This window comes from Mycobacterium sp. UM_11 (assembly GCF_001414075.1).
Classification (GTDB): Bacteria; Actinomycetota; Actinomycetes; order Mycobacteriales; family Mycobacteriaceae; genus Mycobacterium.
The window spans coordinates 59554-72396 of the sequence record NZ_LATC01000012.1 but is presented as its reverse complement, the minus strand read 5'-3'; the positions used below and the strand labels follow the sequence as shown (position 1 = coordinate 72396).

Sequence of the window (12843 nt, the reverse complement as noted above, 5' to 3'; positions counted from 1 at the left end):
GATGTGTATAAGAGACAGGTTCTCACCGGGGTGCTCAGCGATCGCGTGGCGATGCTGGAAGGCCTGCGCGCCGGCGGTGCGGGGTAGCGCCGTGGGCTGGATCAGCAAGGCCCTGCGCGTCGGCCGGATCGCCGAACCCGCGCCACCCGCGCCGGAACCGGTGACCGAGCCGCCCGCCGGGGTACGTGGCTCACTTCAGATCCGGCACGTTGACGCGGGATCGTGCAATGGGTGCGAGGTGGAGATCGCGGGCGCGTTCGGGCCGGTCTATGACGCCGAGCGGTTCGGTGCCCGCCTGGTGGCCTCCCCGCGACATGCGGATGCGCTCCTGGTGACCGGCGTCGTCACGCACAACATGGCCGGCCCGTTGCGCGCCACGCTCGAGGCCACGCCGCGGCCGCGTCGGGTGATCGCCTGTGGCGACTGCGCCGTCAACCGCAGGGTCTTCGGCGACGGCTACGGGGTGGCCGGCGCGGTCGGCGAGATGGTGGGTGTGGACGTGGAGATCCCGGGGTGCCCGCCGACACCAGGCCAGATCGTCGCGGCGCTGCGTTCGGTGACCGGCAAGTGACCGCGGCGCTGGCAACCCGAGCGGTGTCCGAACCAAAAACCTTGGGCGGCAACGGATCCAGCCCCATCTGGGCGGGCTTGCTGACCTCGCTGCTGGGCGTTTGTGGGGTCTGGGCGGGCGGCGCGGGGATGTTCGGTTCGGCGCGCGCCGTGCGCATCGGTTGGTTGCTGCCGCTGGCGGGCGTCCAGTTGGGCCTCGATCCGCTGGGCGGGTTCTTCATGGCGCTCACGGGGGCGGTCGCGGTCGTGGTCGGGCTCTACACGATCGGCTATGCCCGGCGCGAGCGCCTGGGACCGGTCACGCTCGCGGTGTTGCCCGCGTTCGTCGGGGCGATGTTGCTGGTGCCCGCGGCGGCGTCGGTCACCACCTTCCTGCTGGCGTGGGAGTTGATGGCGGTCGCGTCGCTGGTTTTGGTGCTGGCGCACCACACCCGCCCGCAGGTTCGCTCCGCCGCGTTGGTGTACGCGGTGATGACCCAGTTGGGCTTCGTAGCGATCCTGGTCGGCCTGATGGTGTTGTCGGCGGCCGGCGGCGCCGACCGGTTCACCGACTTGCACCGCATACCGCAAGGCGCGGGCACCGCGGTGTTTCTGTTGACGCTGGCGGGATTCGGCTCCAAGGCCGGCTTGGTGCCGTTGCACGCGTGGTTGCCGCGAGCCCATCCGGAGGCGCCTAGCCCGGTGTCGGCGCTGATGAGCGCGGCGATGATCAACCTCGGGGTCTATGGCATTTGCCGCTTCGATTTGCAGCTGCTCGGGCCGGGACCACGCTGGTGGGGGCTGACCCTGATGGTCGTCGGCGGGGTGTCGGCGCTCTATGGCGTGGTGCAGGCCTCGGTGGCCACGGATCTCAAACGGCTGCTTGCCTATTCGACGACCGAGAACCTCGGGCTGATCGCGCTGGCCCTTGGGGCCGCCACCCTCTTCGCGGCCACGGGCGCGAGCGGGCCGGCCACGATCGCCGCCGCCGCCGCCATGCTGCACCTCGTCGCGCACGCGGCATTCAAATGCCTAGGCTTCCTCGCCGCGGGATCGGTGTTGGCCGCAACCGGGCTGCGCGATCTCGACCGGCTGGGCGGCCTGGCCCGCCGGATGCCGGCGACGACGACGCTGTTCGCGGTCGCCGCGCTCGGGGCGTCCGGGCTGCCTCTCGGCGCGGGATTCGTCAGCGAGTGGCTGCTGGTGCAGTCGCTGATCCACACGGCCCGAGGACATTCGGCCGTCTTGGCGTTGACCACGCCGCTGGCGGTGGGTGCCGTCGCGCTCACCGCGGGTCTGGGCGTGGCGGCAATGGTCAAGGCGTTCGGGATCGGGTTTTTGGCGCGGCCTCGTTCAAAGCGGGCCGCCGACGCCCGGGAGGCGCCCGGCACCATGGTGGTCGCCATGGCAATCGCGGCAGCGGCCTGCCTGATGTTGGCGGTCGCGCCCGCGGTTGTGGCACCCGCGCTGTGCCAGGCGGTCGCCGCACTACCGGCCGCGCGGGCGATCGGATTCACCAGCCTCGGGGCCGTCGTGCGGCTGCCCGGCCTGCCGGGGTCGATCGCCCCCGGCGTGATCGCCATCGGCGTCGTGACGGCCACGGTGATCGCGGCGATGCTGACGCTCTGGCGCCGAAGCCGGCGTCCTGCGCCCGCCGCCTTGCCGCTGTGGGCTTGTGGCGCGGAGGAGCTCACCGCGCGAATGCAGTACACCGCAACGTCGTTCGCCGAGCCGCTGCAACGGGTGTTCGACGACGTCCTGCGTCCCGACACCGACATCGAAGTCACGCACACCGCCGAATCGCGGTATCTGGCCGAAAAGATCACCTACCGCAGCAGCATCACCGACGCCATCGAGGAACGCTGCTACACCCCGGTGATCCGGGCGGTCGCCGCCGCGGCGGATATCGTGCGGCGCGCCCACACCGGCAGCGTGCACCTGTACCTGGCCTACGGCGCGCTCGGAGTGCTCGTCGTGCTGGTGGTGGCACGATGAACGGCTTGTCCTACGTCGCGGCCGCGGTCCAGGTCGCCGGCGTGATGGCCGGAGCGCCGCTGGTGGTCGGCCTGACCCGGCAGGTGCGCGCCCGTTGGGAGGGCCGCGCCGGCGCCGGAATCCTGCAGCCGTGGCGCGACATCGTCAAACAGCTTGGCAAGCAACAGATCACCCCGATCGGGACGACGGTGGTGTTCGCGGCCGCACCCGCGGTGATCGCGGGATCGACATTGCTGATCGCCGCGATCGCGCCGCTGGTCGCAACCGGATCGCCACTGGACGCCAGCGCCGACCTGTTCGCCGTGGTCGGCCTGCTGTTCGTGGGCACCGTCGCCCTGGCCCTGGCCGGCATCGACACCGGCACCTCGTTCGGCGGCATGGGCGCCAGCCGCGAGATCACCATCGCCGCACTCGTCGAACCCACCATCCTGCTGGCGGTCTTCGCCCTGTCCATGCCGGTGGGCTCGGCCAATCTCGGTGCGCTGGTGGCGCATACGGTCACCCACCCCGGGCAGGTGGTGTCGCTGGCCGCGGTGCTGGCGTTCGCGGCGCTGGTGATCGTGATCGTCGCCGAGACCGGGCGACTGCCGGTGGACAACCCGGCCACCCATCTCGAGCTGACGATGGTTCACGAGGCGATGGTTCTCGAATACGCCGGCCCGAAGCTGGCCCTGGTCGAGTGGGCGGCCGGGATGCGGCTCACCGTGCTCCTGGCGCTGCTGGCAAACCTGTTCGCGCCGTGGGGTATTGCGGGGGAGCGGCCCGGTGGCGCCGGCATCGTGATCGGACTCGCAGCGGTGGCGGCCAAGGTCGCGGTGCTCGCGGTGTCGCTGGCCACCGTCGAGGTGTTCGTCGCCAAGCTGCGCCTGTTCCGAGTGCCCGAGTTGCTGGCCGGATCGTTTTTGTTGGCGTTGCTCGCGGTCGTCGCGGCCAACTTCTTTGTGGTGGCGACATGACGTACAGCACGTTTTCGGTACTGGTCGACCTCGCCGCCGGCGGGCTGCTGTTGGCCGCCGTGCTGATCGTGTGGCGGCGCGACCTCACCGCCATCATCCGGCTGCTGGCATGGCAGGGCGTTGCGTTGGCGGCCATCCCCCTGCTGCGCGGGGCGTACGACGGTGACGGTGCGTTGATCGGAGTAGGAGTCGCCGTGCTGGCCTTGCGGGTTGCGGTGCTGCCGCGGCTGCTGGCCCGCGCGGGCGGCGCCGGGTCGCGGTCGCGCCGGGAGGCCACCCCGGTGATCAACACCGCCACGTCACTGCTCATCACGGCCGCGCTGACGCTCGCCGCATTCGCCGCCACCGGGCCGCTGGTGAGTCTGCAGCCCGCCGCGACCACTTCCGCGGTCCCCGCGGCGACCGCGGTCGTGCTGATCGCGCTGCTCGTCATGGTCACGCGGCGGCACGCGGTATCGCAGGCCGCGGGATTTCTCATGCTGGACAACGGGATTGCCGCCACCGCGTTTCTGCTCACCGCGGGCGTGCCGCTGATCGTGGAACTTGGCGCCTCGCTGGACGTGTTGTTCGCCGTCATCGTGATCGGCGTCCTGACCGGCAGGTTGGCCCAGGCTTTCGGCGGTGCAGACCTGGACGCATTACAGGAGCTGCACGACTGATGACCGCCTTAGTGCTCGCCGCGATCCTCACCCCGATAGGTGCCGCGGTCACCGTCCTGATCGCCGGATGGCGCCGCACGACCGCGACACTGATCGTGCTCGCGGCGGTGACGGTACTCGGCTGTGGTGTGGCGCTTGCGGTCCGTGTCGGAACCGGCGCCCGGCTCGCCTTGAGCGGGTTATTGAGAGTCGATGCGCTCAGCGTCACCATGCTGATCGTCATCGGAATCGTTGCCACGCTGGCCACTTGGGCCAGCATCGGCTACCTCGACGCCGAACTCGCACGCGGCCACACCGACACGCGCGGCGCACGGGTGTACGGGGCCCTCACGGCCGGCTTCCTGGCGGCGATGGTTGTCGCGGTGTGCGCCAACAACATCGGCGTCGTCTGGATCGCGATCGAGGCGACCACGGTCATCACCGCCTTCCTGGTCGGGCACCGCCGTACCCGCAGGGCGCTCGAAGCGACCTGGAAGTATGTCGTGATCTGCTCGGTCGGGATCGCCGTCGCCTTCCTCGGCACCGTGCTGCTCTACTACGCCGCCGAGCATGCCGGCGCCCCGGCCTCCGCCGCGCTGAACCTCGACGTCCTGGCCGCACACGCCGGCGCGCTCGACCCCGGCATCGCCCGGCTGGCGGGCGGCCTGCTGCTCATCGGCTACGGCGCCAAGGCCGGGTTGTTTCCGTTCCACACCTGGCTTGCCGACGCCCACAGCCAGGCGCCGGCACCGGTTTCCGCGCTGATGAGCGGCGTACTGCTCTCCGTGGCCCTCTCGGTGCTGATTCGGCTCAAGCCGATCATCGGCGCCGCCACCGGCCCCGCTTTCATGCGCTCGGGCCTGCTGGTCATCGGGCTCGCGACATTGGTGGTCGCGGCCCTGATGCTCACCGTGACACCGGATCTCAAGCGCATGCTCGCGTACTCCTCGATGGAGAACATGGGTTTGATCGCGATCGCCGCCGCGGTCGGGACCTCGCTGGCCATCACCGCGCTGCTGCTGCACGTCCTGGCTCACGGGATCGGCAAGACGGTCCTGTTCCTGGCGAGCGGTCCGCTGCAGGCGGCGCACGACTCGACCGCGATCGCCGACATCGCCGCCGTGTTGCGGCGCTCCCGGCTCATCGGCGTGTCGATCGCCGTCGGTGTGATCGTTCTCCTCGGCCTTCCGCCGTTCGCGATGTTCGCCAGCGAACTGGCGATCGTCCGGTCACTCGCCGATGCCCGGCTGATTTGGGTGCTCGCCGCGGGCATGCTGCTGGTTGCGATCGCCTTCGCCGCGCTGGCGCGCAACGCAGGCCGCATCTTGCTGGGCGGCCCGGCCGGCGCACCTCAAATCGCCGTGCCGCGAACGGTGTCGGCCGCCCTGGTCGTCGGCATCGCCGCATCGCTCGCGCTCGGCGTGACGGCCGGCCCGCTCACCGAGCTGTTCACCGCTGCGGCGAGCGCCGTCGGGGGACCGCGATGAGGCCCGAATGGCAACGCCACCGGCTATCGCAGGACCGGCTGGCGGAGGCGGCGGAAAACCTGCTGGGCAAGGGATTTCGACTGGCCCTGGTGGCCGCCCACGACGACTCCGCCGCCTACCGGATCGTCTATCTGTTCCTTGCCGGTTGGCCGGATCGCCGCGTCGAGCTCGAATGCTCAGTGCCGAAAGACGATCCGACGGTGCTATCGCTGGCCGGCCTGTCGTTCACGGCCAGCCGCTTCGAGCGCGAAATGGCGGACCTGTACGGCATCCGGTGCCTGGGCCATCCCAAACCTCGTCGCCTGGTGCGGCATGCGCACTGGCCCGAGGACTGGTATCCGATGCGTCGCACGGCGCCACCCCCACCCAAACTTGATGGCACCGGCCACTTCCCGTTCGTCACGGTCGAGGGGCCCGGGGTGTACGAGATCCCCGTTGGCCCCGTGCACGCGGGGTTGATCGAGCCCGGCCACTTCCGCTTCTCCGTCGCCGGTGAAACCGTGATCCGCCTGAAGGCCAGGCTGTGGTTCGTCCATCGCGGGATGGAAAAGCTTTTCGAGGGTCGGCCGGCCGACGGCGCGGTCGACTTGGCCGAGCGGGTGAGCGGTGACACCTCCGTCGGGCACGCGCTGGCCCACTGCCTCGCCATCGAAGACGCGCTCGGGATGGAGATTTCCGGCGAGGTGCACCGACTGCGGGCGTTGCTGCTCGAACTGGAACGGCTCTACAACCACGCCGCCGATCTGGGCGCGCTGGCCAACGACGTCGGATTCGGACTCGCGCACGCGCACGCGCAACGCATCCGCGAACAACTATTGCGGCTCAACGACGCGATCACCGGTCATCGGCTGCTGCGCGGCGCGGTGCGGCCGGGCGGGGTCGCGCTGCGGGCGCTCCCGGATGCCGACGCGCTGCGACGCATCGCCACCGACATCGCCGAGGTCGCCGAACTGACCCTGCACAACACCGTGGTGTATGACCGGTTCGCAGGGACCGCGGTCCTGCATCGAGAAGACGCTCACGCGCTCGGGTGCCTGGGCTATGTCGCGCGCGCGAGCGGCATACGCACGGACGCCCGACTCGAACACCCCACCGCCGCACTGCCGGTCACCGAGATCGACGCCACCGCGGGCGACGTGCTGGCCCGCTACACCGCGCGCCGCGACGAATTCGCGGCTTCCACCGAGCTCGCCGGCCACCTGATCGAATCACACCGCGGCCCAACCGAATACACGTTGTCTGTGCCGGCGCATCCTCGGCCCTGCAGTGGCATCGGCATCGTCGAGGGTTGGCGCGGCACCATCGTCCACCGCGTCGAAATCGACGCCGCCAATCGGATCACTCGCGCGAAGATCGTCGACCCGTCGTGGTTCAACTGGCCGGCACTGCCCGTCGCGATGGCCGACACCATCGTTCCCGACTTTCCACTGGCCAACAAGAGCTTCAACCAGTCCTATGCCGGCAACGACCTTTGATCGCCAGCGACTACTCTTCGCCCGCAAGGGCGAACCGGCCGTCGGCCGTCTGCGCGATCAGGCCGTCGGCCAGCAGCGAGTACAGGGCGCGGTCGCGCTGGGCGGTATCGGTCAGCCACGCCACGTCCAGCGCCGCCCGGGTGACCGGGGAATCGCTGCCGCGCAACACATCCAGCAGGCGTCCGCGCACCTGCCGATCGGTTCCGGCGTAGGTCTGCACCCGCCGCGCCGGACCCTGCGCCGGGGCGTAGCCGGTGTCCCGCCACGCGCACCGGGTGAGCGGACACAACCCGCAGCGCGGGGATCGCGCCGTGCACACCGTGGCACCGAGCTCCATCAGGGCAACCGAAAACGTCGGGGCGGTGCCATTTTTCGGCAGCAGCGCGGAGACCTCGGCCATGTCCCGCACCGCCGACGCCGAACCGCCGTCCGCCAGCCCCCGCACGGCGCGCGCCACCACCCGGCGCACGTTGGTGTCGACCACCGGGACCGGTTGCCGGTAGGCGAAACAGGCGATAGCGCGCGCGGTGTAGCTGCCGACGCCGGGCAGCGTCAGCAGGGTGTCGACGTCGTCGGGCACCACGTCGTCGTGGTCGCGCGCGATGACGGTCGCGCATTCGTGCAGGCGCTTGGCGCGTCGGGGATAACCGAGCTTGCCCCACGCGCGCAGCACGTCGGCGGCGCTGGCGGCCGCGGTCGCCGACGGGGTGGGCCAGCGTCGCACCCAGTCCGACCAGATCGGCAACACCCGCGAGACCGGCGTCTGCTGCAGCATGAACTCGCTGACCAGGATCTGCCAGGCGCTGACGTCGGGTTCGCGCCAGGGCAGGTCGCGGCGGGACCGTTCGTACCACTCGAGTAACTCATCGGCCGAAATATTTGGCCGCCCGTTAACCGGCGGATGCGGCATGATGTCAGCCATGCCTAACACCAGTCCGGTAACCGCGTGGAAAGCACTCAAAGAGGGTAACGAGCGATTCGTCGCCGGGAAGCCCCAGCATCCCAGCCAGAGTGTGGAACATAGGGCCAGCCTGGCCGGCGGTCAAAAGCCCACCGCGGTCGTGTTCGGCTGCGCCGACAGCCGGGTGGCGGCGGAGCTCATTTTCGACCAGGGTCTGGGCGACATGTTCGTGGTGCGCACCGCCGGGCAGGCCATCGACTCGGCGGTGCTGGGCTCCATCGAGTTCGCGGTGGCGGTCCTCGACGTGCCGCTGATCGTCGTCCTGGGCCATGACAGTTGCGGTGCCGTCAAGGCCGCCCTCGCCGCCATCAACGACGGCGCGATCCCCGGTGGCTTCGTGCGCGACGTGGTCGAGCGGGTCGCGCCGTCGATCCTGATGGGCCGCCGCGACGGCCTCAGCCGCGTCGACGAGTTCGAGGAACGGCACGTGCGCGAAACGATCGCGCAGCTCATGTCGCGTTCGTCCACCATCGCCGAGCGGGTGTCCGCGGGCACCTTGGCGCTGGCGGGCGCGACCTATCACCTCGCGGACGGGCGGGCCGCGCTGGTCGATCACGTCGGTGACATTGGCGAATAGCAGGCGAATAGCGGCCGAATAGCGGCCGGCACTAACACGGGGTCAGCCAGCAAACCCCGCGACACGCCGGGGCGGGTCAGGCAACTCGGCGTGACCTGGACCTACGCTGCAAACGTGCTGGATCTGGAACCGCGTGGCCCGCTACCCACCGAGATCTATTGGCGGCGCCGTGGCCTGGCCGTGGGCGTCGCGGTCGTCGTCGTCGGGATCGCGGTCGCCGCGGTCATCGCCTTCATGGGGCACACCGGGGGCGCCAAGCCCGCCAGTGCCGACAAGTCCAATTCCGCTCAGGGCAAGCCCGGTTCGCCCGCGCCGCAGGCGCCGCCGCCGGCCGCGCCCGGCGAGCAGCCCACCGCGGTGGCGCCGCAACAGGGGCAGAACCCCGAGATGCCCACCCCGACCGCCGCGGTGCAGCCGCCACCGGTGCTCAAGGAGGGCGACGACTGCCCCGATGCGACGCTGGCCGTCAAGGGCCTGACCAATGCGCCGCAGTACTTCATCGGGGATCAGCCGAAGTTCACCATGGTCGTCACCAACATCGGCCTGGTGTCGTGCAAGCGGGACGTGGGGGCCGCGGTGCTGGCCGCCTACGTGTACTCGCTGGACAACAAGCGGCTGTGGTCGAACCTGGACTGCGCGCCGTCCAACGAGACGCTGATCAAGACCTTCACCCCGGGTGAGCAGGTGACGACCGCGGTGACGTGGACGGGGATGGGGTCGGCGCCGCACTGCCCGCTGCCGCGGCCGGCGATCGGGCCGGGCACCTACAACCTCGTCGTCCAGCTGGGCAACCTGCGTTCCCAGCCGGTTCCGTTCATCCTGAACCAGCCGCCACCGCCGCCGGGACCGGTGCCCGGGCCGGGCCAGCCGGCCGCCGCGCCCCCGCCGGAGGCGCCGCCGGCCCCGGTTCCTGCGGGTTAGCTCAGCGGGTCGGCGATAGTCGACTCCGCGAGTTGCGAGAGCCCCTCCCGCACGTGGCGGGCCCACATCGCGCCGATGCCCTCGACCGATTGCAGGTCGCCTGCGCTGGCCGCCAGCAGGCCCTGCAGCGTCCCGAAGGACCGGACCAGTAGGTCGGAGTGCGCGAACTGCAGCCTCGGGATGCTGGCCAGCGCGCGGTAACCGCGCGGGCTGACCGCCGAATCCTGCGCCTCCGCCGTCGTCGGGTAGCCGAAAACCTTTGCCAGCGCGGTCAATTCGAGTAGCTCGGTGTCCGAGAGGGCGTCCAGCTCGTCGAGGGTGGCGGTCATCTGCGCCTTCGACAGCGGCTCCGGGCTGGCGTGATAGTCCCGCACGGTCAGTTCCCGCGCGATGTCGTTGCCGCCCAGCAGCTCGTCGAGCTGCAACCGCAGCTGGCGCCCGTCGGTTCCCAGCTCGACGACGTCGTCGTCGATCACCAGGCCGATCCGCCGGACCAGCTCGAGCCGCTGCACCACCGTCATCACATCGCGCAGCGTCACGAAGTCCTCGATCTCGGCGAGCGACAGTTGCCTGCTGACCTCGTCGAGCCTGGTCTTGTAGCGCTCCAGGGTCGCGATCGCCTGGTTGGCCCGGGACAGGATGGTCGCGGAATCGGCCACCACGTGGCGGTCCCCGCCGACGTAGACGGTCACGATGTTCATCGAGTGGCTCACCGAGATCACCGGGTAACCCGTCTGGATCGCCGCCCGCTCGGCCGAGCGGTGGCGGGTGCCCGATTCGTCGGTGGGGATCGACGGGTCCGGCACCAGCTGGACGTTGGCCCGCACGATGCGGCTGCCGTCGGTGGACAGCACCACGGCGCCGTCCATCTTCGCCAGCTCGCGCAGCCGGGTCGGCGCGTAGCGGACGTCGAGGGCGAAGCCGCCGTCACAGATGGCCTCGACGTTCTCGTCGTTGCCCAGGACGATCAGCGCGCCGGTGCGGCCGCGCAGGATGCGCTCCAAACCGTCGCGCAGCCCGGTGCCAGGCGCCAGGCGGGCGATGGTCTCACGCAGTGTCGGACGGGTCACAGCGTGTCATTGTGCGGCCCCACCACGTTTTGCGTCCAGCCGTTGCGGGGACCGGCGATCGCTTTCATGTGTTGCAGCGCCGCCCCAATGGTGGGCGCCCGCAGCGCCCGCATCCCGCTCGGCACGATCTCGCGCCGAGGATCGTCGCCGTCGGGGATGAGCGCGATGGTGAAGCCCTGGCGCGCAGCCTCGCCCAGCCGGCGCTCCATGCCGCTGACCCGGCGCAGGTCACCGGCCAGCCCGACCTCGCCGATCATCACCGCCGTCGTCGGCAACGGCAGGTCGGAGTACGCCGACGCCAGCGCCATCGCGACGGCCAGATCCGAGGACGGATCGGTCAACCGCATGCCGCCCACGGTGGACAGGTAGATGTCGTGGACACCGACGGTCAGCTTGCCGTGCTTTTCCAGCACGGCGCTGATCATCGCGGCCCGGGAGTGGTCGATGCCGCTGACCGCGCGGCGCGGCGACCCGCCGCCGGGCATGGCCAGCAGCGCCTGGACCTCGCCGATCAGCGGCCGCTTGCCGTCCAGGGTCACCGTGATCGCGGTGCCCGCGACCGGCGCGGGCCGCTGATCCAGAAAGAGGTTCGAAGGGTCGGACACGTCCTCGATTCCGTTGTCGTGCAACAGGAAACAACCGACCTCGTCGGCCGCGCCGAACCGGTTCTTGACCCCGCGAACCATTCGCAGCGACCCGTTGCGGTCGCCCTCGAAATGCAAGACCACGTCCACCAGGTGCTCGAGCGACCTCGGCCCCGCGATGGCGCCGTCCTTGGTGACGTGGCCGACCAGGATCAGCGCGACGCCGCTGGCCTTGGCGGCCGCCGTCAGCGCCGCGGTGACCGCGCGCACCTGCGTCACCCCACCGGCGACGCCGTCGGCCTCCGTCGTGGACATGGTTTGCACCGAATCGACGATCACCAGCGCGGGCCGCACGGTCGCGATGTGGTCCAGCACCGTGTGCACGTCGGATTCGGCGGCCAGGTACACCTCGTCGGAGCCGCAGCCGATGCGGTCCGCGCGCAGCCGGATCTGCCCGGCGGACTCCTCGCCGGCGATGTACAGCGCGCGCCGGCCCGAAAGCGCCCAGCGATGGGCCACCTTGAGCAGCAGCGTCGACTTGCCCACGCCCGGATCGCCCGCCAGCAGCGTGACCGAACCGGGCACCACACCGCCCCCGAGCACCCGGTCGAGCTCCCCGACGCCCGTCGAGCGGTGCTGGCTGGCGTTGGGCTCGACGGACGTGATCGGGACGGGGCGCGAAGCCGTGGCCGACGCCGGCCCCGCCCGCCGGCCGCCGACCGCGCTCAGCACCGGCGCCTGGTCGACGGTGCCCCAGGTGCCGCACTCCAGGCAGCGGCCCACCCACTTGGCGGTGACGTGCTGGCATTCGGAGCAGCGGTACTGGGAGCGCGGATTTGCCACGCCATGACGGTATCGAGCCGGTACGACAAAACCCGGCTATGACACAGGCGGTTACGCCCCGCTAGCTTTGCTGCGGCTGGTCCAGCCCGGCCGAAACCGGCACCAGCACGGTCGCCTGACCGGCTTTCTCGAAGTTGAAGGTGAAGTTGTACAGCAGCCCGTTGCTGATCGGCTTTGCCAGGTTGACGGTCGCCCTGGCCGCGTTGCTGGAGCCCATCGGCCCGGGCGCCACCTTCTGGCCTTCCGGTGTCCCGATCAACAACATGCCGCCGGCGGGCAGCCGACCGTCTCCGCTCACGGTCACCGAGCCGACGTCGCTGGTGATGCTCACCAACCTGTCCGGCACGCTCGGCGACTGGTTGACGGCCACCAGCACCAGCTCCACCGCCTGTCCGGGCTGGATGGCGGCACCGGTCTGCTGGGCCTGCATGCGGATGTCGCGCAGCGCCACGTTGTTGAACGTGACCTTGTTGCCGTTGATCGCGGGCTCCTGGACGGCCATCTGTGAGACCTGGCCGGCCCCGCAGCCGCTGAGCACGAGCGCGAGCAACAGGCCGGCGAGCACGGTCAGCGCGGGGCGGACGGGGAGGCTCATCTCGAAGCGGTTCACTCAATGCCTCCTGCTGGGCCGGTTCGACGGATGCAACTATGCACAGTAGTAGGAAGGTTTCCCGCGCGATAGCGCGGGGCGTAAGACCAGCCCGGAAGCCCTTCGGCGGGGTCCGTCGGGGCCGCCCTCGGGGCCGAATGACGACGTTGGTAATGTGCGTCACTGCACGTTCTGCTC

Annotated in this window: 12 protein-coding genes; 8 read left to right on the top strand and 4 right to left on the bottom strand. The window is 70.4% G+C overall.

Annotation, left to right across the window (positions count from 1 at the left end; genetic code table 11):
* Positions 1 to 91: 91 nt before the first annotated feature.
* The 6 genes from WU80_RS05380 (at position 92) to WU80_RS05355 (ending at position 7100) form a co-directional block, all read left to right on the top strand.
* Positions 92 to 571: an NADH-quinone oxidoreductase subunit B family protein gene (locus WU80_RS05380; RefSeq protein ID WP_055399840.1), complete on the top strand. Its 480-nt coding sequence runs from the start codon at positions 92 to 94 to the stop codon at positions 569 to 571.
* A gap of 65 nt (positions 572 to 636) precedes the next feature.
* A complete protein-coding gene (locus WU80_RS05375; protein WP_369808494.1) occupies positions 637 to 2544 on the top strand; it encodes a proton-conducting transporter membrane subunit in 1908 nt (635 codons plus the stop codon).
* 5 nt (positions 2545 to 2549) lie between these two features.
* Positions 2550 to 3500, top strand: coding sequence for a respiratory chain complex I subunit 1 family protein (locus WU80_RS05370; protein WP_055399836.1), 951 nt, complete (start codon positions 2550 to 2552; stop codon positions 3498 to 3500).
* A complete protein-coding gene (locus WU80_RS05365) occupies positions 3497 to 4159 on the top strand; it encodes a hypothetical protein (RefSeq protein WP_055399798.1) in 663 nt (220 codons plus the stop codon). The genes WU80_RS05370 and WU80_RS05365 overlap by 4 nt, the downstream gene beginning before the upstream one ends.
* Positions 4159 to 5625: a proton-conducting transporter membrane subunit gene (locus WU80_RS05360; RefSeq protein WP_055399793.1), complete on the top strand. Its 1467-nt coding sequence runs from the start codon at positions 4159 to 4161 to the stop codon at positions 5623 to 5625. The genes WU80_RS05365 and WU80_RS05360 overlap by 1 nt, the downstream gene beginning before the upstream one ends.
* Positions 5622 to 7100, top strand: a complete 1479-nt coding sequence (locus tag WU80_RS05355; protein ID WP_055399791.1) for an NADH-quinone oxidoreductase subunit C — start codon at positions 5622 to 5624, stop codon at positions 7098 to 7100. Before WU80_RS05360 ends, WU80_RS05355 begins: the two co-directional genes overlap by 4 nt.
* A 10-nt stretch (positions 7101 to 7110) precedes the next feature.
* Here WU80_RS05355 and WU80_RS05350 read toward each other — a convergent pair whose 3' ends face one another.
* Positions 7111 to 8022 carry an A/G-specific adenine glycosylase gene (locus WU80_RS05350; RefSeq protein ID WP_055399789.1) on the bottom strand — a complete coding sequence of 304 codons (912 nt, stop codon included), beginning with the start codon at positions 8020 to 8022 and terminating at the stop codon, positions 7111 to 7113.
* Between WU80_RS05350 and WU80_RS05345 the strand changes: the two genes are divergently transcribed.
* Both WU80_RS05345 and WU80_RS05340 read left to right on the top strand, forming a co-directional pair.
* Entirely contained in the window at positions 8021 to 8638 is a 618-nt protein-coding gene (locus WU80_RS05345; protein WP_055399787.1) for a carbonic anhydrase, read from the top strand. The genes WU80_RS05350 and WU80_RS05345 overlap by 2 nt on opposite strands.
* A 114-nt stretch (positions 8639 to 8752) precedes the next feature.
* Complete coding sequence (locus WU80_RS05340) at positions 8753 to 9559, top strand: hypothetical protein (protein ID WP_156349420.1); 807 nt, start codon at positions 8753 to 8755, stop codon at positions 9557 to 9559.
* Here WU80_RS05340 and disA read toward each other — a convergent pair.
* The 3 genes from disA to WU80_RS05325 all read right to left on the bottom strand — a co-directional run bounded on the left by disA (position 9556) and on the right by WU80_RS05325 (position 12666).
* The gene (gene disA / locus WU80_RS05335; protein WP_055399785.1) at positions 9556 to 10629 is read right to left on the bottom strand and encodes a DNA integrity scanning diadenylate cyclase DisA; all 1074 of its coding nucleotides are present in this window, start codon (positions 10627 to 10629) and stop codon (positions 9556 to 9558) included. The genes WU80_RS05340 and disA overlap by 4 nt on opposite strands.
* Positions 10626 to 12056, bottom strand: a complete 1431-nt coding sequence (radA, locus tag WU80_RS05330) for a DNA repair protein RadA (RefSeq protein WP_055399784.1) — start codon at positions 12054 to 12056, stop codon at positions 10626 to 10628. Before radA ends, disA begins: the two co-directional genes overlap by 4 nt.
* A 61-nt stretch (positions 12057 to 12117) precedes the next feature.
* The gene (locus WU80_RS05325; protein WP_055399783.1) at positions 12118 to 12666 is read right to left on the bottom strand and encodes a hypothetical protein; all 549 of its coding nucleotides are present in this window, start codon (positions 12664 to 12666) and stop codon (positions 12118 to 12120) included.
* Positions 12667 to 12843: the final 177 nt, after the last annotated feature.

Bases quoted from the DNA above. Each gene is read 5' to 3' on its own strand.
- WU80_RS05365 (WP_055399798.1), top strand. From the start codon at position 3,497: ATGACGTACAGCACGTTTTCGGTACTGGTCGACCTCGCCGCCGGCGGG.
- WU80_RS05360 (WP_055399793.1), top strand. From the start codon at position 4,159: ATGACCGCCTTAGTGCTCGCCGCGATCCTCACCCCGATAGGTGCCGCG.
- WU80_RS05355 (WP_055399791.1), top strand. From the start codon at position 5,622: ATGAGGCCCGAATGGCAACGCCACCGGCTATCGCAGGACCGGCTGGCG.
- WU80_RS05345 (WP_055399787.1), top strand. From the start codon at position 8,021: ATGCCTAACACCAGTCCGGTAACCGCGTGGAAAGCACTCAAAGAGGGT.
- WU80_RS05350 (WP_055399789.1), bottom strand. From the start codon at position 8,022: ATGGCTGACATCATGCCGCATCCGCCGGTTAACGGGCGGCCAAATATT.